22 protein-coding genes and 1 tRNA gene are annotated in these 25,782 nt (G+C 42.3%); 2 read left to right on the forward strand and 21 right to left on the reverse strand.

Going from position 1 to position 25,782, the window contains the following annotated elements; all coding sequences use genetic code 11:
• Positions 1-145: 145 nt before the first annotated feature.
• From M2273_RS26490 to M2273_RS26525, 8 genes are all read right to left on the reverse strand, one after another.
• Positions 146-2,131 (reverse strand): M1 family metallopeptidase, encoded by a 1,986-nt coding sequence (locus M2273_RS26490; RefSeq protein ID WP_429400794.1) that lies wholly within the window; start codon positions 2,129-2,131, stop codon positions 146-148.
• A 204-nt stretch (positions 2,132-2,335) separates the two neighbouring features.
• Positions 2,336-2,686: a Spx/MgsR family RNA polymerase-binding regulatory protein gene (locus M2273_RS26495; RefSeq protein ID WP_429400795.1), complete on the reverse strand. Its 351-nt coding sequence runs from the start codon at positions 2,684-2,686 to the stop codon at positions 2,336-2,338.
• 70 nt (positions 2,687-2,756) lie between these two features.
• The gene (locus M2273_RS26500; RefSeq protein WP_429400796.1) at positions 2,757-3,473 is read right to left on the reverse strand and encodes an SDR family NAD(P)-dependent oxidoreductase; all 717 of its coding nucleotides are present in this window, start codon (positions 3,471-3,473) and stop codon (positions 2,757-2,759) included.
• 103 nt (positions 3,474-3,576) lie between these two features.
• On the reverse strand, positions 3,577-6,033 hold the full coding sequence (locus M2273_RS26505; RefSeq protein WP_429400797.1) for a TonB-dependent receptor domain-containing protein: 2,457 nt from the start codon (positions 6,031-6,033) through the stop codon (positions 3,577-3,579).
• A 109-nt stretch (positions 6,034-6,142) separates the two neighbouring features.
• Positions 6,143-6,703: an aminoacyl-tRNA hydrolase gene (gene pth / locus M2273_RS26510; RefSeq protein WP_429400798.1), complete on the reverse strand. Its 561-nt coding sequence runs from the start codon at positions 6,701-6,703 to the stop codon at positions 6,143-6,145.
• A gap of 141 nt (positions 6,704-6,844) precedes the next feature.
• Entirely contained in the window at positions 6,845-7,429 is a 585-nt protein-coding gene (locus M2273_RS26515; RefSeq protein WP_429400799.1) for a 50S ribosomal protein L25/general stress protein Ctc, read from the reverse strand.
• A 72-nt stretch (positions 7,430-7,501) separates the two neighbouring features.
• Positions 7,502-8,446, reverse strand: a complete 945-nt coding sequence (locus tag M2273_RS26520) for a ribose-phosphate pyrophosphokinase (RefSeq protein ID WP_429400800.1) — start codon at positions 8,444-8,446, stop codon at positions 7,502-7,504.
• Between the two features lie 163 nt (positions 8,447-8,609).
• Positions 8,610-8,680: transfer RNA gene (locus tag M2273_RS26525), tRNA-Gln, on the reverse strand.
• Between the two features lie 216 nt (positions 8,681-8,896).
• On the opposite strand from M2273_RS26525, the gene M2273_RS26530 reads away from it, so the two are divergent.
• Positions 8,897-12,034: a protein O-mannosyl-transferase family gene (locus tag M2273_RS26530; protein WP_429400801.1), complete on the forward strand. Its 3,138-nt coding sequence runs from the start codon at positions 8,897-8,899 to the stop codon at positions 12,032-12,034.
• A 137-nt stretch (positions 12,035-12,171) separates the two neighbouring features.
• Here M2273_RS26530 and M2273_RS26535 read toward each other — a convergent pair whose 3' ends face one another.
• The 5 genes from M2273_RS26535 to M2273_RS26555 all read right to left on the reverse strand — a co-directional run bounded on the left by M2273_RS26535 (position 12,172) and on the right by M2273_RS26555 (position 16,051).
• Positions 12,172-12,321 carry a hypothetical protein gene (locus M2273_RS26535; protein WP_429400802.1) on the reverse strand — a complete coding sequence of 50 codons (150 nt, stop codon included), beginning with the start codon at positions 12,319-12,321 and terminating at the stop codon, positions 12,172-12,174.
• 67 nt (positions 12,322-12,388) lie between these two features.
• Positions 12,389-12,478, reverse strand: a complete 90-nt coding sequence (locus M2273_RS26540; RefSeq protein ID WP_429400803.1) for a GIY-YIG nuclease family protein — start codon at positions 12,476-12,478, stop codon at positions 12,389-12,391.
• Between the two features lie 236 nt (positions 12,479-12,714).
• Positions 12,715-13,671 carry an acetyl-CoA carboxylase carboxyltransferase subunit alpha gene (locus tag M2273_RS26545; protein ID WP_429400804.1) on the reverse strand — a complete coding sequence of 319 codons (957 nt, stop codon included), beginning with the start codon at positions 13,669-13,671 and terminating at the stop codon, positions 12,715-12,717.
• Between the two features lie 47 nt (positions 13,672-13,718).
• Entirely contained in the window at positions 13,719-14,222 is a 504-nt protein-coding gene (locus M2273_RS26550) for a hypothetical protein (RefSeq protein WP_429400805.1), read from the reverse strand.
• Positions 14,223-14,293: 71 nt separating this feature from the next.
• Complete coding sequence (locus tag M2273_RS26555) at positions 14,294-16,051, reverse strand: family 43 glycosylhydrolase (RefSeq protein WP_429400806.1); 1,758 nt, start codon at positions 16,049-16,051, stop codon at positions 14,294-14,296.
• A gap of 237 nt (positions 16,052-16,288) precedes the next feature.
• On the opposite strand from M2273_RS26555, the gene M2273_RS26560 reads away from it, so the two are divergent.
• Entirely contained in the window at positions 16,289-18,373 is a 2,085-nt protein-coding gene (locus M2273_RS26560; RefSeq protein WP_429400807.1) for a beta-galactosidase, read from the forward strand.
• Positions 18,374-18,596: 223 nt separating this feature from the next.
• Here the strand turns inward: M2273_RS26560 and arsB are convergent, their stop codons facing one another.
• The 8 genes from arsB to M2273_RS26600 form a co-directional block, all read right to left on the reverse strand.
• Positions 18,597-19,670, reverse strand: coding sequence for an ACR3 family arsenite efflux transporter (gene arsB, locus M2273_RS26565; RefSeq protein WP_429400808.1), 1,074 nt, complete (start codon positions 19,668-19,670; stop codon positions 18,597-18,599).
• Between the two features lie 46 nt (positions 19,671-19,716).
• The gene (locus M2273_RS26570; protein WP_429400809.1) at positions 19,717-20,046 is read right to left on the reverse strand and encodes an ArsR/SmtB family transcription factor; all 330 of its coding nucleotides are present in this window, start codon (positions 20,044-20,046) and stop codon (positions 19,717-19,719) included.
• A gap of 46 nt (positions 20,047-20,092) precedes the next feature.
• Positions 20,093-20,506 carry an arsenate reductase ArsC gene (locus tag M2273_RS26575; protein ID WP_429400810.1) on the reverse strand — a complete coding sequence of 138 codons (414 nt, stop codon included), beginning with the start codon at positions 20,504-20,506 and terminating at the stop codon, positions 20,093-20,095.
• A 2-nt stretch (positions 20,507-20,508) separates the two neighbouring features.
• Positions 20,509-20,940, reverse strand: coding sequence for an arsenic resistance N-acetyltransferase ArsN2 (arsN2, locus tag M2273_RS26580; protein WP_429400811.1), 432 nt, complete (start codon positions 20,938-20,940; stop codon positions 20,509-20,511).
• A gap of 12 nt (positions 20,941-20,952) precedes the next feature.
• A complete protein-coding gene (locus M2273_RS26585) occupies positions 20,953-21,516 on the reverse strand; it encodes a DUF6428 family protein (protein ID WP_429400812.1) in 564 nt (187 codons plus the stop codon).
• Positions 21,517-21,694: 178 nt separating this feature from the next.
• Entirely contained in the window at positions 21,695-23,410 is a 1,716-nt protein-coding gene (locus M2273_RS26590; protein WP_429400813.1) for an ATP-binding protein, read from the reverse strand.
• 1 nt (position 23,411) lies between these two features.
• Positions 23,412-24,542, reverse strand: a complete 1,131-nt coding sequence (locus tag M2273_RS26595; RefSeq protein ID WP_429400814.1) for a sensor protein KdpD — start codon at positions 24,540-24,542, stop codon at positions 23,412-23,414.
• 182 nt (positions 24,543-24,724) lie between these two features.
• The gene (locus M2273_RS26600; RefSeq protein WP_429400815.1) at positions 24,725-25,774 is read right to left on the reverse strand and encodes an outer membrane beta-barrel protein; all 1,050 of its coding nucleotides are present in this window, start codon (positions 25,772-25,774) and stop codon (positions 24,725-24,727) included.
• Positions 25,775-25,782 lie beyond the last annotated feature (8 nt).

Below are 25,782 nucleotides of genomic sequence, written 5' to 3' on the forward strand. Positions count from 1 at the left end.
ATTCCGTTTCAGGGTGAGGTCGTTCGTGTTGATGCGCATAGCTCTTAATTTAGCTATTCTTGTCCTCGAATTATCTGACCTTTACAGCAATGACGATGTTTTTTTTGATTCAAACAAAAAACCCGGCGTTAACCGGGTTTTGTATTTATTTTTTCCAAACGTTATTGTCAGGGTTATAATCAGGCAATACATTGTCAGGATCATAAGTAACCGATTCAATTTCTTCGGTTGATGGGTACTTAAATGTCCATGAAGCATAGCGCTCCCAAATTTCTACCGGTAATTTAACGCGTTCGGTTTTGCCGCTTTTGGTTTTTATCTCCAATATAACCGGCATAGCCATTTTACCCAAATTATCCAGGGTTATCAATGCTCCTTTTGATGCGATATTATCTACATATTTAACATCACTAACGGCAACATCCAGGCGCCAGTCGTTCACAAACCAACCTCTCCAAAACCACTGTAAGCTTTCGCCTGCGGCATTTTCCATCGTACGGAAAAAATCCTCGGGAGTTGGGTGTTTAAATGCCCATCTGTTGATATAGGTTTTAAAGGCAAAATCAAAACGCTCAGGGCCTAATATCTGCTCGCGCAGTAAAACAAGGCCTGCACTTGGTTTTATATATAATAAAGTTCCTGTATTTCTTTCTTTTAAATTATTCGGCTGGCTCATTATCGGCTCCAGTTCGGGCTTGGTAAAAAAGTCGCCAGAACGGTGCATATCTATAGTACGCCTATTTTTATACTCACCATTATTAAAATCGGCGGTTGAAAGCGTATTAATAAAAGTATTAAAGCCTTCATCCATCCAACCATATAAACGCTCGTTTGAACCTACTATCATCGGGAACCAGGTGTGCCCAAATTCGTGATCATTTACTCCCCACAGGCTTGCATTTTTAGCTTTGAATCCGCAAAAAACAATACCCGGATACTCCATACCACCTACTACGCCGGCAACAGCTGTAGCGGCTGGATAAGGGAATTCAAACCATTTTGCCGAATTATATTCAATTGATTTTTTTACATATTCGGTTGAGCGGCCCCAGGCACCATTGCCATCGCTCTCAACCGGGTAAGCCGATATAGCCATAGATTTTTTGCCGCTTGGCAGATCCATTTTAGCTGCATCAACAATAAATGCGGCCGATGAAGCCCAGGAAGCATCTCTCGCGTTTTTTATTTTAAAGTGCCAGGTAAGCTCAGTTTTGCCAGCCGGACGTGATGCCGGGTTGGTAACCTCTGATGCCGTACGGATCATTACCGTTTTTTCGCTTTTTTCGGCTTCGGCCCAGCGTTTTTGCTGTTCAGGGGTATATACTTCCTGCGGGTTTTGCAACTCGCCCGATGCTACCACAATGTGATTGGCTGGCGCGGTTATGCTCAGGTCAAAATCGCCGTATTCCAGGTAAAACTCACCTGGCCCGGTATAAGGCAGCGTATTCCAGCCCATTACATCATCGTACACACACATACGCGGGTACCATTGCGCAATGGTGTAAATTCTGCCATTTTTAGTGTTCAGGTACCCCATACGGTCTGATCCGTAATTTGGCGGGATAAATGAATATTCAATTTTAAGCTTAACCTGCCCGCCATTTGCCGTTACCTCTTTGGGTAAAAAAACCTGCATACGGGTATCGTTGATGATAAATTTAGCTTCGGCAAATTCACCTTTAGCGCTTGCGTATTTTACTGATTTTATTTTGTAGCCTGCATCAAATGCCTCACCACGGCCCCAGTTGCGGCTGCCTGACGGTGGCACTATGGCTGTTCCTCTTGAATCTAACTTAAAAAGGTTTTGGTCAAGCTGCATCCATAAAAAACCCAGGTTTTGCGGACTGTTATTTGTATATGTTAATACTTCAGAACCAGTAATTTCATTGGTTTGATCATTTAGTTTTGCGGCCAGTTGATAATCGGCCCGGTTTTGCCAGTATTTAGGGCCCGGTTCGCCACTTGCAGCGCGATACTCTGTTCCATTTTTAGTGTAAAACAAGGGCCCAAAAGTTTCGTGGTAGTTGTAATCAGAAGCGGGCGCATTAGTTGGAGCCGCTTGCTGCGCATCACCTACACTAACTGCCAACATAAAGGCCATGCTGAAACCGGCCATCAGTTTTAAATTCATTTCAATATTTTTTGTATGTATAAAGCAAGTATACTACAAAAAACACGCATGAAAGTTCTGGTAAAACGATTGTTACGCGAATATTAAATAATGATTTAGTGTGTTGTAGATTAGGAGTCAATTATACACAAAGCCTATAAATCAGGTAGATATACAGGATTTACAGGCTTTGTTTATGGCGGTTGGTATTACCCAATCAGGCTGCTATTTATTCAAAAAGTGGTTTTCATAAACCTTTTCGTCAAAACCAAAAAACAGGAAATCGCCATCCTCAATTACCGGTCTTTTTATCATGCTGGTTTTTTGCTGCAGTAAAGTAAGGGCATCGGTATTGGTTTTTACACTTTCTTTTACCTGTGGGTCAAGCTGTTTCCAGGTAAGCCCCTGCTTATTCATGAATTTTTCGTAGCCGGCTTTGCTGTCCCATTCCTGTAATTTTTCGGTACTTACACCCAGTTTTTTAAAATCCTGGAAATTGTAATCAACCTTATTTTCCTTTAACCAATCGAGCGCTTTTTTAACAGTATTGCAATTGGTAATTCCGTAAACTTTCATCTATCCGTAATTTATTAATGAATAGCCGAAAGTAAATCTTCTTAACTGTTTTTCATAAAATAATTGGCTGTTATAGCCGGTTATAAAAAACAGCAGGCATCAACCTAATGATATAAGCCACTAATCGCCAGCGCCTGGTAATATATACTACCTTACATTTGTTTTCAATGGCGGTATAAATTTGCATGGCCGCCTTTTCAACAGGCGCTACCCAAAACAAACCTTCGCCCTTTGCCATGGGCGTATCTACAAAACCTGGCCTGGCATCGGTTATATAAACCGGGATCTTCAGGTTTGCCGCTTTTTGTGTTAACCCTTGCAGATAATTAACCTGGTAAGCTTTTGAAGCATTGTATGCAGGAGAATGCCTGCCACCGCGGATACCGGCCACAGAAGTTATAGCTGCAAAATGTCCGGATCCCTGTTGTTCAAAAAACGTAAATGCCCAATCAGCGACAGCGGTAAAACCGGCTACATTAATAGCCACGGTCTGCAGTTCAATATCAGGGTTGAGTGATGGGTTTAGTTCACCCGTGCCGGAGCTCATGATCAGCAGGTCGAGCCCCCCCAGTTCATCGGAAAGTTTTTTTAGTTGTATTGGTATTTGAGCAATGCTGGTTACATCAAATGCTGATGCAATAAAGTTACCAGGCTTTAAATGTTGTAATTCGGTTAAAAGTTGCCCGCGCCTGCCGGTAATGCCCACCATATATTGGTTATTGGCCAGTAAAAGAGCAAGTTGTCTGCCTATGCCAGATGTGGCGCCTACAACTATTGCTTTTTTCATGGTTTATTAACAGGTTTAGATTTTAGCAAATGATCAATTAGTTGTTGTAAGGCAGGTCATTATGGCATAGTAAAATTACTATAGTTAACTATACATACAACTATTATTGATTTGTACCACTGCTTTTACCACTGTTCTTGGTATCGTCATTATTTATACTGCGCTGGTTCTTTTTAATATCGCCGTTAAGCTTGCCAAATTTATAATTAAGCCTGATGGCAAAATGACGGTAAGGGTTTTCCCTGCTCGTGATCTGGGTAAAATCAGGGGTACGGGTAGTGTTGCTAAAAGCCCTATATTTACTATAAGGATTGTTGGCCACTAATGTTACAGTGAACTTTTTATTGAAAAGATCTTTTGCAACCGTATATGAATTATAAATAAAATTGCTCGAACTGCCCTGCAAATTCACATCGCCGCTAAAGAAACCGGCGTTAAGACCTAAACGGTAGGTATCACCTAATTTATAGGTGAGGCTGGCAAATGAATTGCCTATGTACCCGTCATTTTTATAGAACTGCCCATTGTAAGTACCTTTTAACCAAACGTGTGAAACTTGTCCGTTTAAACTAATGGTAAATGCTTTGGTGACAGAAAAATTGGTATTAATATTTAACCCCAGGGTGCGGTTACTGCCCAGATTTTGGTAGGTGGTGTATGTTACCGTATCCAGCGATGTATTATCAACCTGCAGGTGACTTACATTTTGAATAGAGTTGTTGGAGAATGCATAGCTTACACCCACAGTGATCGCAGCCTTTTTAAAATTGCTGTAGGTAAGCTCAAAAGTATTGTTCAGTTCAGGGCGCAGATCTGGATTACCGGTGGAGATAAACTTGGGATTCGACCGGTCAATAAACGGGTTTAGCTGGTAAATACCAGGGCGTTGTATACGCTGCGTAAAACCCAGGTTGATACTGCTGCTTTTAAGGCTGCGCTGTATGGATACCGAAGGGATGAGGTTGTTATACCCCCTATCAAGCGGGGTACCCATAAAATCGGCACTGATTTTGGTATGTTCAATACGCAAGCCAGCTTTAGCTGTCCATTTGCTTAACTTTAACTGGTATGAGTTATAAAAGCTGGTAACATCCTGATGATAATCAAACGTGCTGGTTTGCCCGGTATCTATCACGAACTCATTAGTGGTTGGATCAAGATCCTCACGCCTGAAATCGCTGAAGTTATTACGCAGGATAGCTTTTGCGCCAGCCTCGATATTTATTTTTTTAAGCGGATACACATAATCAAGCTGAAAGGTATGCTCCCTGTTACCGGCGTTATTACGCTGACGAAAATCGGGATTGTTAACATCATCATAATTAAACCTTTCGGTAAATGAATTGCTGTTAGATTGGTCGCTTGGCGAATAACTGTATTTATACGATACGGTTAGTAACTCGTCTTTATGGTTTTTGAAACTCCGCTGGTAATTGATCGCTGCATCTGCCCCTTTGTCTTTGCTGTTGTTAGTAACGGTATTACGGTAGGCCTGATCAACTGTCCCTATGCTATTAGCCAGGTTTGATTGCTGCACACCATTCTGGTCAAAATGACCCTGAAAGATCTCAAAAGATCCGGTAAGCAGGTTCAGGGTATCAATCTCATAACTTAACTCGGCATTGGCATACTTATATTTACCTGAAAAGGTATTAGTGCCGTTTTGTGTTAATACCGATTGTGATGCTAACTGCGTGAGGTTATTATATGTTGCTGCGGTTACCTCTTTTTGCGTACCAAAACCTGCATAGCCCGAAAGACCGAACTTACCCTGTTTTACGGTACCGTTAAGGTTGTAACCCGGCCCCCATACCGTATTATAACGCATATTGATGCTACCGTTATAACCTTGATCGGCATTTTTTTTGGTAATGATATTGATGATACCCGTTAAGCCTTCGGCATCATACTTTGCAGGTGGGGTGGTGATCACCTCTATTTTTTCGATATTGGTAGCGGGCATGGCTTTCAACACATCCGACGGATTTTTGGCCATCAATGCCGATTCTTTTCCGTTTATTAATATCTTATAATTCCCGCTTCCTTTCAGCCTTATCTTATCATCGCCATCAACTGATAAAAGCGGAACTTTACGCATCATATCCAGCGCGGATACTGCCTTGCTTTCAGGATCGGCCTGCACGTCATAAGTAAGGCGATCCACCTCCTGTTTCATAACCGGCCGTACAGCTGTTATAGTAACTTCTTTTAATTCTTTACTTGCAGCAGCAAGCAAAATTTTACCCGCGTTAAATTCAGTCCCGGTAGGCTTTACAGGTAAAACCTTGGTAACATAACCAATAAAAGCGATTACCAGCTGATAGGTTTTACCTTCGGGTGCCTTTATTTCAAAACTGCCATCGTCTTTAGCGAGGGTACTTTTTACGGGGGTGCGGGTAGCTGAATCCTGAAGCGCAACGGTAACATACCCTAAGGGTTTGTTTGCTGCAGAGTCGATCACAGCCCCCTTTACCGTTATATTAGTTGGAGAGTTTTGTGTTTGTGCCATAGCTAACGCCGACAAACAACAGCAAAGCAGGATAAGTAAAAGTTGTTTCATAAGGTATTTGGCTCATAAGACGCTACAAGATAGCTAACTGTTGCACGCGCCGAAAAATATTTAACACTTTTTAACTAAAAAATTAGTTTTAGGTGATTTTAGCATATAACTACTTGTTATACCGCGTCATAGTGAGTTCTGTACCAATGGTAGTAAAGCTCTTTATCATCTCAATAGAGCGATCTATCAGGGCAGGGAGTTCTGGTTTTTCATCATCATCAAACCCGCTCAGCACGTAATCAACCTGGCGGCCTTTTGGAAAATTGTCGCCAACACCAAAACGAAGGCGGGCATAGTTATTATGGCCCAGGGTTGCTTCAAGATGTTTTAACCCGTTGTGGCCGGCGGCACTGCCCTTTGGCTTTAATCGTATGGTACCCAGTGGCAGTGCAATATCATCTACAAGCACCAATACATTTTCAAGGGGGATCTTGAGTTCCTGCATCCAGTGGTTCATTGCTTTACCGCTTAAGTTCATATAAGTAGTTGGCTTAATGAGGTGCAGTGTACACCCCTTGAACGATACTTCGCTGTAATAGGCCAGGCGCATGTGATAAAATTTGGCCCCCTCCTGTTTGGCTAATTCGTCCAATATCATAAAACCGATGTTATGCCGGGTATCGGCATACTCGGGCCCTATATTTCCTAAACCAACTATCAGATATTTCATGCCCCCTAACCCCCTGAAGGGGGAATTTTTTGATTTGTTTAAATTGAATGCGAAGATATTGTTTTTATACAAAAACAGCGATAGGTAAACCTATCGCTGTTTTAATTACCCTTTTATTCCCCCTTCAGGGGGTTAGGGGGCTTACTTTTTACCTGAAGCAGCTTCCTGCTCAGCCTGACGTAATGCACGTGAAGTAGTTACCGATACAATGGTATCTTCAATAGCATTGGTGATGATCAGTTTTTCAAGTTTCAAATCTGAAACTTTTACTGATTTACCAACCTCAAGGCTTTCGATGCTTACTTCAATAGCATCCAAATGATCTTTAGGTAATGCTTTGATGCGCAGTTTCCTTAGTTTTTGAACTAATTTACCACCCACTTTAACACCAGGAGAAGTTCCGGTTAATTTAACAGGGATCTCGATAGTGATTGGCTTTTTCTCGTCAAGCAACAAAAAGTCAATGTGGATAATTTGTTCAGTTAAAGGGTGAAACTGAATATCTTTAATAATAGCCTGTGATTTAGCACCGGCAACATCAAGATCGATGAAATGAACAACCGGAGTATAAACTACGGCTCTCAAATCAGCTGCGGACACTGCAAAGTGGGTTTGTGTTGGCCCACCGTAAAGTACTGCAGGCACTAAGCCTTGATAACGCAGTTCTTTAGCGTCTCTTTTCCCTACGTTCTCTCTTGGAGAACCGCTAATAGCAATTGATTTCATTATTTATATTTATTTATTTGTTAAGCCTCACTCTAACCAGTAATGGTTTTCATAAGATTTTCTTTATTCTATTTAATCAACCTTAAACAGCTGACTTATTGAGCCATGTTCATTTACATTACTGATAGCCCTTGCAAACAGTTCGGCAGTTGATAATACCTTAATTTTAGGGCTTTCATATTTTAACGGTATAGTATCGGTAACTATCAATTCGGTTAAAGCCGAGTTTTCAATAGTTTCATAAGCCTTGCCCGATAATACCGGATGTGTACAAACCGCACGTACGCTGCGTGCACCACGCTCCATAATCAAACCTGCCGCTTTAGCCAGTGTACCCGCTGTATCGCATATATCATCAATCAGTACAATATCCTGATCGGTAACATCACCAATAAGCGTCATGGATTCAATTTCGTTAGCGCGTTTACGGCGCTTATCGCATATTACCACTTCGGCATTAAAAAACTTGGCAAAGCTGCGTGCCCTGTATGAACCGCCCATATCCGGCGAAGCAATAGTTAAACTATCTAAATTCAGGCTTTTTATATAAGGCACAAAAATGATAGAAGCATCAAGGTGATCAACCGGGATATCAAAAAAACCCTGTATCTGCGCGGCGTGCAAATCCATGGTCATGATACGGTTAATACCCGCTGCAACCAATAAATTGGCTACCAGCTTTGCACTTATAGCCACACGTGGTTTATCCTTCCTGTCCTGACGGGCCAATCCAAAATAAGGAATAACCGCGTTTACATAATGTGCTGACGCGCGGCGGGCGGCATCAATCATCATCAGTAATTCCATCAGGTTATCAGTAGGCTGGTGGGTTGATTGTACCAGGAACACATCGCATCCCCTTACTGATTCATTAAAGTGGGGCTGAAACTCGCCATCACTAAAACGTGAAAGCACCACATCACCTAATTCGCGGCCATAAGAATCAGCAATTTTTTGAGCAAGCGCTTTTGAGCCTGATCCTGCAAATAATTTAACCGGATTAAATTGTAAGGGCATTTTTTATTTCGGATTTAGGGTTTTCGATTTCGGATTTATTAACCCTACAATTTAAACCTTTTTACACGTATTACAGATAGTATAAAAAAACAATTTCGGATTTCGATCTTTTAAGCCGGATAAATCCGAAATTGAAAATCCAAAATCCGAAATTGAAATCTTGTTGCCCGACCAGGATTCGAACCTAGACAAACGGTACCAAAAACCGTCGTACTACCATTATACTATCAGGCAATCTCCTTTGGTTTGTTTTATACTCCCCGAAAAGGAATGCAAATATAAGACGATTTTTTAACTCTCAAAACAGAATTTGAAAAAAGTATTTTTCGCCTCATTTTATGACCAAATATGGGCTAAAAAGTGTTAATGCAAAGGTTTTGGTTTCAACATCATAATACTTTTATTAATTTCGGGCTGCATTAAGCCTTTTTTCTATCGTAAAATTCAGACATGAGCTACAATAAGATCAACAATATATTCGGCTGGATAGCCTTTATCATTGCCTCGCTAACATATATTTTAACCCTGGAGCAATCCTCAAGTTTTTGGGATTGCGGCGAGTTTATTGCCTGTATTTATCGTTTGCAGGTTGCACACCAACCGGGCGCACCCCTGTTTACCATCATAGGTAAGGTGTTTACACTCCTGTCCCTTGGCGATGTTACTAAAGTGGCTTATTGGGCCAATATGGCTTCGGCACTGGCCAGCGGGGCAACTATCATGTTCCTGTTTTGGACAGTTACCGCCCTGGCAAAAAAATTACTAATTAAAAAAGCCGAAGATCTTAATCAGGCAAACCTGATTCTTATTATAGGTGCCGGCCTGGTGGGGGCCCTGGCTTATGCCTGGTCTGATACCTTTTGGTTTTCGGCGGTCGAGTCTGAAGTTTATGCACAATCATCCTTGTGCACTGCTATTGTGTTTTGGGCCATACTCAAGTGGGACGCCCATGCCGATGAGCAACATGCCGATAAATGGATAGTATTTATTGCCTATGTAATGGGCCTTTCTATAGGTATACACCTGTTAAACCTGCTGGTAATACCTGCCATAGCGCTGGTAATTTATTTCCGCAAGGCAAAAACCATTACTACAAAAGGCACTTTCTGGGCATTTTTTGCCGGTATTGTAGCCGTAGCCTTTGTGCTTTGGGGTGTTATTCAATATACCGTAAAAGGCGCCGCTTTTTCTGATCTGCTTTTTGTGAATACCCTGGGCATGGGCTTTGGCAGCGGGGCAGTTATGTTTTTTGTTTTACTGTTAGCCACCATAGTTTCGGGCATATATTATACAGTTAAACCTTCACAACCGGCAATTATAGTATCTGCGGTGTGCTTTATACTGGTATTAGGCATCAGTGCGGGTATAGTTGGGTTTATTGTTGGTCTGGCAGTATTGGCCTTTTTGGAGTATGTAGTTAAGATACGTGAACGACGTTTTGCTCTTAATACCTTTTTAATTTGTTTACTGTTCATCCTGTTTGGCTATAGCTCCTTTGTAATGATAGTGGTTAGGGCCAAAGCAAATCCTAATTTAAATAATAGCGATCCTGAAAATGCCTTCGCGCTGAACGGCTACCTGAACCGCGACCAATATGGGGATACCCCATTGTTGTACGGTCAGTTTTTTGATTCGCAGCCTACAGCACAAACCGAAGGTGCAAACATTTATCGCCGTGGCGAAACCAAATATGAAATTGCCGGCAAAAAGCTAACTACCGTTTATGACCGCAACACCCCCTTTCCGCGTATGTTTAGTGATAAGGCCGGGCACCCGGAATTTTACCGGGCGTGGTCAAAACTGGGCCAAAGCGAGCAGCCAACCTTTGCCACCAACCTGGGCTTTTTTGCCAGCTGGCAAATTAACCAAATGTACACCCGCTATTTTTTATGGAACTTTGTTGGCCGTACTAATGACCTTGATGGTCAAACCAGTAACAGCGGTATTGATGGTAACTGGATAAGCGGATGGAACTTTAACAAACCGTTACCCTACTCCGTTACCGAAAGTAAAAGTTATAACCGCTTATATTATTTACCGCTCATCATTGGTTTGATCGGGCTGTTCTTCCACTTCATCCGCGATCAGCGGAATGCCGGGGTTGTTGGTGTATTGTTCTTTTTTACGGGTATTGCCATTGTACTATACTTAAATCAGGACCCCTTGCAGCCGCGTGAGCGCGATTACGCTTATGCAGGTTCGTTTTATGCCTTTGCTATATGGATAGGTATTGGGGTACTGGCCATTGCCGATTTTTTAAGTAAAAAGCTCAATCCCAAAATAAGCGCCATTATTGCTACGGTGGTTTGTTTGCTGGCGGCCCCCGTATTAATGGCCAACCAGGAATGGGATGATCATGATCGTTCAACCAAGCTTACCCCGCATGATATGGCTTACAACTACCTCAACTCCTGCGCGCCAAATGCTATTTTATTTACCTATGGCGATAATGACACTTACCCGCTTTGGTACATACAGGAGGTTGAACAAGTACGCCCCGATGTGCGTATTGTAAATTTAAGTTTGCTGGGTACCGACTGGTACATACGCGGTATGAAAAACAAAATGAACCAATCGGAGCCATTGCCTATCAGTATGCCGAATGATAAGTTTAAGCCTGGTGTGCGTGATGTTATTTACTTTAACGACCAAAAAGTTGCCGGAACAACCGAATTAAAGGAGGTTTTTGATTTTATTACCTCAGATGATAAAGCAACCATGGTAGAGTATAACAATGGCGATGTTGCCAATTACCTGCCTACCAAAAACTTTAAACTTACTGTTAACCCCGACGAAGTGGTGCAAACAGGAACAGTGTCGGCTGCCGAAAAAGCCAAAATAACCCCTGAAATGGACTGGACATTTAATGGCCGGTATGTTACCAAGGATGTTTTGGCCATGATAGATATATTATCGCACAATAACTGGAAACGGCCAATTTACTTTTCGGTAACTGTACCAAACGAGAACATGATAGGCCTTGATAAATATTTATATAATGAGGGTTTTGCTTACCGTTTGCTGCCATTTAAACCTGATACGGCTGCAAGTCCGCTGGAAACCAGCCACACACCAGAAATGTATCATAACATAATGACCAAGTTTAAATGGGGCAATATGAAAAATGCCCGTTACCTTGATCATGAATCAATGACGATGTTTTATCCTTTAGTTACCCGGCTTTATTCCAGTTTGGCTGATAACCTGATGAAAGAAGGGCATCTTGATCAGGCAAAGGGCGTTCTTAAAAAATATGACGACGTTATGCCTGGCATCATACCATCAACCGAGGTGGCGGTGCGTAAATACTACATGACAGAAAGCGCTTACCGCCTGGGCGATATTGCACTGGCCAATAAACTGGCAAACCAGGTAGATGATTATGTAACTAATTTGCTCGATTATAACTATGCCCTTTTGCAACGCAGTGAAACCGAGCTCGACAACCGGGATATACAATACTCCATGTCGATACTGAGTGGTTTGGCAAGCTTTACCAAAGATTTTAAACAGACCAGCTTGAACACTAAATTCAACGCGCAATTAAAGAATTACGAAGGCAAATTTGGAACCGCGCCGAAGCAGTAGACAGAGAATTACTTGCATCAATATAAAAAGGGAGTTGTTTTTTTAAACAACTCCCTTTTTATTCCCCCCGCTACCCTCACCACGCGTCATTGCGAGGAACGAAGCAATCTCTATGCTATACAGAGCGAATAAGAACTTCATTCGTCTTTTAGTTCGTCATACAGATCCTTCCAATCAGGATTTAAGGAATTAACCAATTGCTTTTTATACTCCCTGCTGCTTCCTTTAATTAGTTTTTCCGCAGCAATGGCTTCTTCTATATGGGTGTAGAAAAAATAATAAACCAACTTGTCACAATTATATTTTGAAGTAAAGCTATTAGGATATGTTTTGTTTTTATGCTCCCAGATGCGGCTAATATATATCTGAGGTAACTCCTGTGTATAAAACTTTGTTTAATTTGTTAGTTACGATATAAACGCAACCTCCTCTTTGAAATACCATATGATAAGATTATTAATCAAAGTTAACCTTTCTTGTTTTCTCTGTATAGCATAGAGATTGCTTCGTTCCTCGCAATGACGCGCGGGGAGGGGCGGCCTGTTACAGTGTTCGGGGTTTTGATTGGGTATGTGGCTTATTTATCAAAAAAATATTTGCCTTGCCCCTCAGAATGACAAGCAAAAAAAAAGCCGCCTTTATTTAAGACAGCTCTCTTTTTTATGTGAATCAGCGTAAAATTATTCTTCAATAACAACACCCATATTGCAGAATTTATCAATACGTTCGGTAACCAGTTCATTGATATCGCGCTCGGTAAGTGTTTTCAGATCTTTTAGCAGTTGCTTTTTCAGTATGGCAGCCATGGCTACCGGGTCTTGATGAGCGCCACCAAGGGGTTCTTTTATAACACCGTCAATCAGTTTGTTTTTCAGCATTTCTGTCGAAGTAAGTTTTAATACTTCGGCAGCACGTTCTTTATTTTCCCAGGTTTTCCAAAGGATAGTTGAGCAGTTTTCTGGTGATATTACGGAATACCAGGAATTATCCAGCATCAATACTCTATCACCAATACCTATACCCAATGCTCCGCCAGATGCGCCTTCGCCAATGATCACACAGATCACCGGAACTTTAAGTATTGACATTTCAAGCAGGTTACGGGCTATAGCTTCACCTTGTCCGCGTTCTTCAGCTTCCAAACCTGGGAATGCTCCGGGAGTGTCAATCAGGGTAACTACGGGTTTGTTGAATTTTTCGGCCATTCTCATCAGCCTTAGTGCTTTGCGATATCCTTCAGGGTTGGCCATACCAAAATTACGGTACTGGCGCTCTTTGGTGTTACGTCCTTTCTGGTGACCAATAAACATTACTGTTTGACCGTTCAGCGTTCCGAAACCGCCTATAATGGCTTTATCGTCGCCAACTGTTCTGTCGCCGTGCAATTCAATAAAATCATCGCACATTAACTCTATATATTGCAGGGTATATGGTCTTTCGGGATGGCGTGAGATCTGTACTTTTTGCCAGCCGGTAAGATTGGAATATATTTCTTTTTTAGCAGCCTCCAGTTTTGCTTCCAGTTCTGCTACTGTTGCAGACATGTCAAGCTTGTTTTTATCCTCAACCTGCTTCACCTTTTCAATCTGCTGTATCAGCTCAGCCAACGGCTTTTCAAAATCAAAAGTTATCTTCATACACTTTATTTGGGGCTGCTAAATTAAATAAATCAAACGGTATATCATCAATTACGATTTTGTAAAGTTTCAAGCTTCTTAATTTGCTGTGGTGCAAGTAAATCACCTGTACTTAAGCAAGCCTGTAAAATGGCATTTCTGAGCTCTCCGTAATATAAACCAGAACGGGTGGCGTAAAATATAACATCACCATTGTTCAATCTCTGTTTACGAAAAAGTTTATCAAGGGTTTCCTCATTAGTAATAATAAATGTGCCCATCTCTACCCTTTTGCGATGCAGTTCTGTAGCTATCGCCCCAATTTTTGTGATTTGCGCCGGGCTAAGATCAAGTTCCTTTTTATATTTAATAACCTTATCTGGCATCGGGAAATGATTAAGCTCGGCCACTACGGGCATACCATAAAGGTCCTCCCCTTTTAACAAAGCATTGTACTGTTTATCTGTCAGCGATTTTACTGTCGATCTTTTCAGTGTGCTGTCTGCCTGCTGCGCGTTAACTTTACAATAAAAAAGTAAGCAGGTTATTAGTACGGGTATTGATTTAAGCATAGGTCGCATTTTACAAAAAAACATTAACTATTGAGCCATCAGGTATTGTAAATGGAATGAAAACTTAATTTTCACTCCACCTTTACCACTTTGGTACGCTGCGAAATTCCATTTTCATTAAACGCTTCTATCTGGAAATAGTATGGCAGATCCTTATCCATTCCGCTAAAATAAAATTCATTTTTTCCATACACCATAATATTATTGTACAGCTTATCGGGCGCTATACCCATATAAATGGTGTAACCGGTAGCATTATCAATAGGCTTCCATTTAAGCCATGAGTTGCGCCGCTCACTGTCACCACGTAATATGATCAGGTTTTGAACCGTATCGGGCTTTGTCCCCGCTCCCTTGCCAAACACCCTGAAACCGGATAGCGCGAACTTTCCTGTTGGCATGTGCAGGTTTACCATTTTAAGGTAACGCGCCTTCGCCGGGTTTTTCAGCTCTACATAATCATGCGGCACATCAGTTTTGTTTTTACTTTTATCAATCAAGGGCTTCCAAGTTTTTCCATCCAATGACGAATAGACCATATATTGATGAAAAACATCCAATGATTTCCCCAAAAAAGTAGCGTCCTGATCGGCATAATTGATCTGGACGGCATTTACCGTACTGATGGCGCCAAGGTCGGTCTTGAACCATTCGCCTTTATTGGCCGTTTTAGCACTCCAATAGGTCTTAATATCCTCGTCAACGGCATTGTTTGGTTCGTATGCACCCAGGGTCGATGAAACTTCGACCGGTTTATTATAATTCAGGATCATCCATCCGGTAAAATCACTTTTCAGGTGATCTTCAGGGCCCGATGCCAGATACTGCGGATAATCGCCATAGGCGGTATTACAATAAAGCACCCCATCATTGTCAAACCCGGCCGGCCAGAAACCTATACGGCGTTCAAAATTATTTTTTACGGAGATACCCATGGTAGAGATATGCCAGTAGTTGCCAAACTTATCCTGGTAAGTGGCCCCATGCCCAGCCCCTTTGGCAAAGCCACCCAGTTTATAAGAGAATGGGTTATGCTTTTGATAAGTGAACGGCCCCAGCGGTTTATCGCCAATAAAAACACCATCGCCATAACCGCTTTGTTCGGTGCCGGGTGCGCCAAACTGCAGGTAATACTTGCCGTTGTGCTTGTTCATCCACGAGCCCTCGATAAAGGGTAGTAGAAACACGTTATCGTTATGCTCGCCAAAACGCTCCCAGCCGTATTTTTCAGGGTTTAACTTTACCATTTCTTTTTTAGGGCCGATGGGTTCAAACGTTTTGCGATCAATCTCCTGCCCGTAAAGCGGCAGCGTATTGCTGGAGCCGTGGTAAATATAAACCCGCCCATCATCATCAGCAAACATACCTGGATCCCAGGCGCCAACTTTAAAATAATCTTTGGCGGCTTTCCAGTCGTCATGAGTTGGGTTGGTGCTCATCCACAGGGTAAAATCTTTATTGTAGGTGGAACCAATCACCAGTAAAGTATCGCCTAAAACCAGTGTAGCCGGGGCACAAAGCTCATCGCCCTTTACCTGATTGTAGGGCCGCACAAATTTGCGGGAAACAAAGTTCCAGTGCAGCATATCATCGCTCCACCAGTAACCAAACTGATTGGTACTAAACAGGTAGTATTTGCCTTTAAACAAAGTCATGGTTGGATCGGCCGTTGCACGGTGTTTGCCCCAGGCAGCAAAATCAGGAAAAGGGGTATAACCATAATCCAAATTAAGCGGATTGCAGTAGGTGAGTCTTTTGTTTTGCGCATTTCCCTGAAAAAGGCAAAAGCAAAACAGTAGCAGCATTAAAGTACGTGTAAATATTTTCATGGTTTATAAGCAGGTTATAGTTGTACAACCGGGGGCTAATATCTGTTTTTATATATTAATAAAAATGCCGGTTACTACTACATTTATTTCACAAATACCACTCATTTAACTTACAAAATAGCTTTAATGCAAATACTATCCAACGTGTAAATTAAAACTTATACTCATTGTGTGTTAAAAACACAATTAATTTGTAAATTCATCACCTGAACCAATTCATCCTTAAAAAACCATTTTATGAAGAAGAAATACCTGCTGCTTTTACTGGTACAATTATTTTTTAGTGGATACTCTTTTGCGCAGTACCCTAAAATGGATAAACTGCTCTACGGCGTAGCTTATTACGATGAATACATGCCTTACGAAAGGCTTGATAAAGATGTGCAAATGATGAAGGACTGCGGTATTAACGTGGTGCGTATTGCAGAATCGACCTGGAGTACGGTTGAACCGCAGGACGGCGTATTTGATTTTACACATATAGACCGCGTACTCAATGCCATGCATAAGGCCGGTATCAGCGTGATCATTGGCACACCAACCTATGCCGTACCTACCTGGATGGTGAAGAAACATCCCGAAATACTGGCTATTACCCCATCGGGTCCAAGCCATTATGGCGCAAGGCAAAACATGGATATCACCAATACCGATTACCGTTTTTATGCCAACCGGGCGATCAGGAAGATCATGGAGCATGTAAAGGATAACCCGGCCGTTATTGGTTATCAGGTTGATAACGAAACTAAATCATATGGTACATCGGGGCCAAATGTACAGGCCCTGTTTGTAAAGTACATGCAGGCAAAATACAAAACGCTTGATAATATTAATAAGATCTTCGGGCTTGATTATTGGAGTAACCGCATCAATAACTGGGATGATTTTCCGTCGATGACCGGTACCATCAATGCCAGTCTGGCTTCGGAGTTTGCCAAATTTCAACGGCAACTGGTTACTGATTACCTTGCCTGGCAGGCAGCTATTGTGCGCGAGTATAAACGACCCGAACAGTTCATTACCCATAATTTTGACTTTGAATGGCGGGGCTACTCATTTGGTATACAGCCCGATGTTGACCATTTTGCCGCTGCAAAAGCATTGGACATTGCCGGGGTTGATATTTATCATGCCAGCCAGGATAAGCTTACCGGTGCCGAAATTTCTTTTGGCGGTGATGTAACCCGTTCCATGAAAGGTGGGAAAAATTACCTGGTGATGGAAACCGAAGCACAGGGCTTTCCGCAATGGATCCCTTACCCGGGGCAGCTTAGGCTGCAGGCTTTTAGTCACATTGCTTCGGGTGCCAATATGGTTGAATATTGGCCCTGGCACTCCATCCATAACTCGGCCGAAACCTATTGGAAAGGTTTATTAAGTCACGATTTTGAGCCTAACCCGGTGTATAACGAAGCTAAAACCATAGGGAAGGATTTTGCCAGATTAAGTCCGCAGCTCATCAACCTGAAAAAGAAAAGCGACGTGGCCATACTATTCAGTAATGAGGCACTGAGCGGCTTTAAAGCTTTTGGCTTTGGCTGGGGTGTACGCACAGGATATAACGATGTGCTGCGCCAGCTATATGATGGCCTTTACCACATGAATGTAAGCTGCGATTTTGTTGACCCTACAAGCCAAAACATCGAAAATTATAAACTGTTGATAGTACCGCTGCTATACGTAGCACCGGATAGTTTGCTACAGCGTTTGAACCACTTTGTAAAAAATGGGGGGCATATTATTTATACTTTTAAAAGCGGTTTCTCTGACGAGAACGTAAAGGTACGTACCAGCCATCAACCCGGTATTATTGAAGAAGCTTGCGGCATATACTACAGCCAGTTCACCGAACCACAAAATGTGTCCTTAAAAGGTGACAACTTTGATTTGAAACCAGAGGACAAAAAAGCTAATACCTGGATGGAACTGATCACCCCCACAACTGCAAAAGTGCTGGCTTATTATGATCATCCTGTTTGGGGCAAATATGCTGCTATTACCGAGAATAGCTATGGTAAGGGCCTGGCCACCTACATAGGCTGCCTCACCAGCAGCGCTGTAACCGATAAAGTATTAGCTGATGCGGTTAAAAAAGCAGGATTATGGGGTACCGATCAGCAGATCGCGTTCCCGATCATCACCAAATCAGGAGTTAACAAAAACGGCAAAACGGTTCATTATTACTTCAATTATTCGGATAAGGAAACCAGTTTGAATTACCCTTATGGTAATGGGAAGGAGTTATTATCGGGTAACAACATCGCATCAAAATCAACTTTACAATTGGCGGCATGGGATGTTAAGATCATTGAAGTGAATTAGATCTTTTTATCCATTATCTAATTAAGCTTTTCCATTCCCTCCCGTGGGGAGGGGTGCGGCTGGTTTGTGTGCAGAGGCTGGGAGGGGTTTATACGTGCAATATACACCTGCAAAGTTTACTAAACCCCTACCTCCCCTTCCCCAAGGAAGGAATCGCACTACCCAAACTTTTTTAGGCGATGCAATCCGATAGCTGCCTTAAGAATATAGGCAGCATGACTCATTATTTTGAGAGTATAGGCATATAATACCTTTTCCTCAACCAAAAGGCCACATTAACCAACGCTATTAAAGCAGGAACCTCCACCAGCGGACCGATCACCCCGGCAAAGGCTTCACCACTGTTAATGCCAAATACACCGATAGATACAGCTATAGCCAGTTCAAAATTATTACCGGCGGCAGTAAAGGAAAGCGCGGCGTTTTGGGCGTAATCCGCGCCCAGCCATTTGCCGGCCATAAAGGTAACCAGGAACATAATGGCGAAGTAAATAACCAGGGGAATAGCGATCCTGATCACATCAAATGGTATCTGCACAATCAGATCGCCTTTAAGGCTAAACATGACCAATATGGTAAATAACAACGCGATCAATGTTATCGGGCTTATTTTAGGGATGAAGTGATTGGTGTACCATATATCTCCTTTTATCCTGCGTAAGATGTAGCGTGTTAAAAACCCTGCAAAAAACGGGATCCCGAGATAAATAAACACACTTTGCGCTATTTGCCCTATACTGATATTCACCTGTAAGCCTGTAAGCCCGAAATATGGCGGTAAAACAGTAACAAATATCCAGGCAAACAGGCTGTAAAATAGTACCTGGAAAATGCTGTTAAAGGCAACCAGCCCGGCGGCATATTCGCGGTTACCATCAGCCAGTTCGTTCCACACTATTACCATAGCTATACAGCGTGCCAGCCCGATCATGATGAGGCCAACCATATAAGCAGGGTGATGTCGCAGGAAAATGACCGATAGTAAAAACATTAACACAGGCCCGATGAGCCAGTTCATGACCAATGAAAGAGAAAGTATTTTAACATTACTGAACACCCGCCCCAATTGCTCAAACCGTACTTTAGCAAAGGGAGGGTACATCATGAGCATCAGTCCTATTGCAATAGGTACATTAGTAGTGCCTGATTGAAATGAATTTATAAAGTTTTTGGCCGATGGTACAAAATAGCCTAAAGCCACCCCTGCACCCATAGCTATAAAGATCCATAAAGTAAGGTACCTGTCTAAAAACGACAGCTTTTTCCGTTGTGTAGGGTTGCAGTTATTGGCACTCATATAAAATTGTATATTGCAATAAAACAATAATTGGATTCAAAAAAAATCAACAGCAGTTTTCAGGGAAATCTACCGGTACAAAGAAAGCGTTCAACCTGTCGGCGTACTGTTTCCATTTCACCTGGTTAATGCAGTAGTTCATGGAGGTGCCTTCGATAGTGCCTTTTATTAAACCGGCTTCTTTAAGTTCGCGTAAGTGTTGCGAGGTGGTGGGCTGGGCCAGTCCAAGTACTTCAACCAAATCGCCGCCAATGCAGGCATTGGCTTTTATCAAATGCTCAATAATAGCTATGCGAGCGGGATGCGCCAACGCTTTCAGCATTTTGGCCAGCTCATTTTGAGCTTCGGTAAAGTTTTCTGTTTTGGTTAAACCCATTGTACGCAATATTACGATTAAAGCGATTAATAATCAACGATTCGTTTTAAACGTACTGCTTTACAAAATCAGCAGCATATACTTTTATCATATCCCTCACCCGTTTAAACTCTTCCATCACCTCCTGCTCTGTTCCGGTAGCTTTGGCCGGGTCAGGAAAATTTTGGTGGAAACGTTGTGCTTTTGACGGAAAATACGGACAGTTCTCTTTGGCATTATCACAAACCGTAATAATATAATCAAAGGAGATATCCATATACTCATCCACATTATTGGAGGTATGGTTACTTATATCAACACCGTCGTCGGTCATAATTTTTACAGCTTTAGGATTCACACCATGAATCTCCACACCTGCGCTGTACACCTGAGCCTTGTTGCCGGCAAATTGTTGTAAATAACCATGCGCTATTTGACTGCGGCAACTGTTACCTGTACATAGTACTAATACTTTTTTCATATTTAAATCAATTCTTTTTTCATTACGATGGCTGAGACAGGGCACACGTGGCTAAATTCCGAAGATGCCTGGACTACCTCTGGTACATCGGCACGCGTAATTCTCGCATACCCTTTCCTGCTAAAATATTCAGGTGCTGTTTCTGTAAGCAGGCAAATGGCCTTTAAGTTATTCAATAGGGCGAGGCTTTCCACCCTCTCCAGCAATTGGTTCGCTATTCCCTGATTCCGATATTCAGGTAAAATAGCCAATGAACGCAGCAGGCCGTAGTCACCATAAATTTCCAGCCCGGCTACACCAATTACTTCATTGCTGTTATTCACTACTACATAAAAGTTCTCCAGCGATGAAGGCAGATCTTCCACAGGTAGTTTTACAGTGGTAAGCAATTGTGTCACGTTTTCCCTGTAATTTCCGGCTTTTGTTATCAGCATATTATTGTGCTTTTAGCAACAGCCCGAACCCGGTGTACAGCATTCAGCAGCTACAGCTAAATTTTTTAATTCGATTTTAGGCTTTACACTGGCGGGTGTGCAGCATTCCTCGCCTGTAGCAGTAGTACCGCAGCTGCCACCCCTTTCAATGGCTTTGCACTGCACCGAATCGGGCCGAAGATCAACGATCAGGTTATCACCATCAGCTATTATTTTGTTGGGGAACATTTGCCTGGTATCAAACTCCGAATTTCCAAACTCTATTTTAACCGTAGCCAGTGGATTTAACGGTAACGTTTTTTCAACCAGTTCAATAATGGATAAGGCTTTCCCTACTTTCATGGCCCTGTCCTGTTGCTGAGCCACAGGCTCCCATAACTGTACAATAATTTCAGTCCAACTGTTCATTTTACCGCCGCAGTCAACCGATACAATGGGTGCCTGTTTAATTTCGGTAATATGGTACGATGCATCAACCCACTTGTTTTCGGCATATTGAAATTGCAGATCCTGACCGGGGTGCATGAGTAATTGCTCTTTAAAGCTTATCCAGTTTATTGCTTCCTGATTGTTCATATTCAAAATGATTAAATACTATATTGCAATATTACGATTAATAAATTTAAATGCAAATGAATTTTCATAAAATATCCAACCCGTGATTGCACGAAGCAAGAAGCCCCCTCCTTTGGAGTGGGTTGGGTGAGGCTTCTTGCTTCGTACAGCAATGACCCGAGAAGAGTAATGTTTCGTTTTAACCTTCTCTTTTTAGCGTAAAAGTAAATCTGCTCCCCGCTCCTAATTCGCTATTAACCTGTATTTTGCCCGATTGCGCTTCAATAAAATCTTTGGCAATGGCAAGGCCCAGGCCGGTTCCGGTTTGGTCGGCGGTAGCATTTGGTATTTTGAAATAGCGCTCAAATAAGCGCGATAAATATTTTTCTTCGATACCCTTGCCATGATCCTGAACCGAGAACTCGATCTCATAGCTATGATGTTTTTTAACCACCAATTCAACTGTCGACTTTTCGTGGCTATATTTTATAGCGTTCGATAGCAGGTTGATCAGCACCCATGTGGTTTTATCCAGATCGGCATGAACGTCGGGCAGGCTTTCATCGCATTGTACTTTAATTTTAACCTGTTTTTGGTCGGCCGTAAATTTAATGGCCTTCACGGCATAGTCAACAATATTTTTAGGATGGGTGCTGCCAAAATTAAGCTGCAGCTTGCCCGTTTCTACCTGTGCCATATCCAGCAATTCGCCGGTTATTTGCAGCAGTCGGCGGGCATCATCATCAATATTTTCAAGCAGCTGTTTTTGCTCGGTATTCACGTTACCTATGCGGTCGTCCTCCAGTAATTTCAGGCTCATTTTTATGGACGAGATAGGCGTTTTTAACTCATGCGATATGGTTGCTATAAAATTGGTTTTAGCCTCATCCAATTGCTGGTATTCGGTTATATTTTTTAATATGATCACCTTACCTATCACTTTGTCCTTACTGTTTACAGAGAGTGATTCGCGCGAATAAAAGCTTTCGCGGTTATCGGCAAATATTTTTAGCCGGGGTTGGTCGTTTACCAACAAGTTACGCAGCAGGTCGTTCTCTAAAGCAACATCCGGAGCATACCTGCCATTGAGCTGCTCAGCCGTCATACCAATCAGGGTACAGGCCACCTCGTTGGCAAATATGATAATAAGCTTTTCATCCAAACCCAAAATAGCATCGTGCATAGAATTGATGATGGTTTCTATCCGCTTTTTCTCGAACAGGATACTGGCCAGGTTGCTGTTCTCAAACTCATCCAATTTTTTGGTCATGATATTGAAAGCTTGCCCCAGTTCGCCAAACTCATCATCTGATCTGAAATCAATTTGCTGATGATAATTACGGTTTGATACCTCTTTTATCCGGGCGGTTAACTCCTTAAGCGGATTAGCTATATAACCAGGAAAATTTACCGCGAAACTAAAGGCGACCAAAAATAAAAATGCCGTGCAAAAAGCAACCAATATGGTGGCCTTGTTAGCAGTGCCTTTAGCAATATCATTCTTGTGCCCTATAGCATTCATGTTTAACTGCATAATACCGTAAACCAACTGCCTTGCCTGCACACGTAACTGCGTTTGATGGCCTGCATCCTGGTTAGGCAGCAGTTTAATTTTATCGTAAACGGCGCTTAAGGAGTCGGTGAGTTTTCCCTCGCCTGGTTCTGTAACATTATGTTGCTGCAGATTAAGGTTAACATCAATTACCTTTAATTGTGCTTTACTTAGCGGACCGCTATTTGCATCAATTGCCGACAGTATTTTTTGCGCATACTGCAGTGTTTTATAATTATCCTTTAATATCACCCCGGCATCGGCCGAAAGGCGGTTTAAATAGTACACGGATAATCCGCAGCATATAAGGGCCAGCACAAACAAAAAGCCAATGCCCGTACGGAGTTTATTTTTAATGGTCATGTTATGATAGTATTACAAGGTCAATATCTGTTTTAGACATTTTATTTAATAACTGGGTAAACACAGCGGTTTTCATGATCACCTGGTAAAATTTAAACCGCGGCTTGCCTAAGCAAATAGTTGTGATATCATATTTTTCGGCCGTTTCCCAAATGGATTTGGCTATCTGGTCGCTTTTTACTTTTAGCACCTCGCCACCTAACTGCGTGGCCAGTTTCATATTATTGATCAGGTGGCGCTGCGAAGCCAGGTTTATTTTATCGCTGCTCTCCCTTGATGTTTGTACATATAGCAGATACCATTTGGAACGGTAATAGGATGCCAGCCTTGCCGTTTTACGTATAATTACTTTTGCCGACGCGTCATTGGTGCTGATACAAGCCAAAAAAAGTTCGGGCCGCAGCTTAATGTTCTTAGGTATCTCGGTGTCAATTTTACGTTCAACCTGGTGGGCTACCTCGCGCAGGGCCAGTTCGCGCAGCTGTAATATCCTGTCGGCCTGAAAAAAATTATTGAGCGCCAAAGGGATCTTTTTTTCATCATATATCCTTCCTTCCTTTAAGCGGTCTATCAATTCATCTGCGGTAAGGTCAATATTCACTACCTCATCGGCCATTTGCAAAACCTTATCGGGTATGCGTTCATTAATGGTAGCTCCCGTTATCCGTTCCACCTCTTCGTTCAGGCTTTCCATGTGCTGTATATTCACCGCGCTGATCACGTTGATACCCGCATTTAAGATCTCCATTACATCCTGCCAGCGCTTTTCGTTACTGCTGCCTTCAATATTGGTATGTGCCAGTTCATCAACAATCACTACCTCGGGACGCAGGCTGATGATGGCCTTCAGGTCCATCTCTTCCAGTTCCTTGCCTTTATAAAACAATTTACGGCGGGGTATTACCGGCAAACCTTCCAGTTGTGCCACTGTTTCTTTACGGTTATGGGTTTCAACATAGCCTATTTTAACATCAATGCCATTACGCAATAAAGCCTGGGCCTCCAGCAGCATACGATAAGTTTTACCTACACCTGCGCTCATGCCTATGTAAACCTTAAATTTACCTCTCCGCGAACGTTTTATCAGTTCCAGAAAATGCTCAACGGATTGCTCTTTATTTTCTTCGCTCATTTAAGTTTCTGTTATAAAGTTCCTCTCTTGAGAGAGGGTGAATCACACCACCCCATGCTTAAATAAAACTAATAAAAGGAGATCCCGAAAAATCCCCTTTTATAGTATAGATGTTCATCAAACTAAATTTATAATTAACAACCAAAAATTAATTATAAAAACAATCCATACTTATCTTCATATCAAAACGCATACACTGCGGCTAAAACAAACTGTGAGGCGTTTTTAGATGGATCACCGGAGTGATTGGTAAATGCCTCTGCCGATCCGTTATCAAACCTAACCTCTGGGATCAGTGACAGCGGACCTGCTTTGATGTTAGCTGTAAACGTTACCGCGGTTACATGTTCGCCTGCTGCAGGGCCTGCCAAAACAAAATCACCGGTTTTGGTTTTAAAATACTCACCCCTTAATCCCAGGGTTACATCTTTTGATACCGCTATCTGTGGGTATAAGGCCACGCCTGTAAAACCGCCGGTTACGCCATTGGTGGCTTTGTAATCAGCCGCGTTTAAACCCAGTTTAAAGGCATCGGTGATCTGGTAGGCGGTGGTCAGGTCAAACTCGGTACCTGCTGTGCCACCAGTGATCACGTTCAGATAAGCGGTCCAGCCTTTTACCGGTACCACCATCAGTTGTGCACCAAAGTTGTTTACACTGTTGGCTGATTTATAGGCATTCCACTGGTCGTTAAATATACCGGCCATTAAGCTCACCTTGTCCGAGAAAGCATAAGTGGCTTTAAAGCCTGCATTCTGGAACGGACCATTGGTGAACATGTACGAGGTGGAATAGTTAAAGTTACCTACCGGGCTGATCACCTCATAACCGATAAAGGTTGACATGTAACCACCGGTCAGTACAAGCTTATCGGTCACATCGTATGACATGTATAAGTTCTGGATGTGGAACGAATCGCCATTGTCGCCTGCATTGGGGATAGACTGCCCCTGTCCTCTCGGACCAAAAGACAGTTCGCCTACAAATGCCGCCTTACCTACTTTTTTCTTTAGTCCCAGGTCTATCATACCTATGGATATGGAGTTATGGTCTGAGGCAAAGCTGGTGGGAATATTGCCTTTCTTGTTGGCAAAATCATATTTATAATACGCATCTACCGAACCGGTGATTACCAGTGGCGGATCAGGTGCTGCTGTTTTTGTAGTGTCCTGAGCTTTGGCCATCAGGGTGGTTATTAATAAAATTGCAGGTGTTAATGTAAAGGTCTTCATTGTTCTGA

The organism is Mucilaginibacter lappiensis, from assembly GCF_050433765.1.
GTDB lineage: Bacteria > Bacteroidota > Bacteroidia > Sphingobacteriales > Sphingobacteriaceae > Mucilaginibacter > Mucilaginibacter lappiensis_A.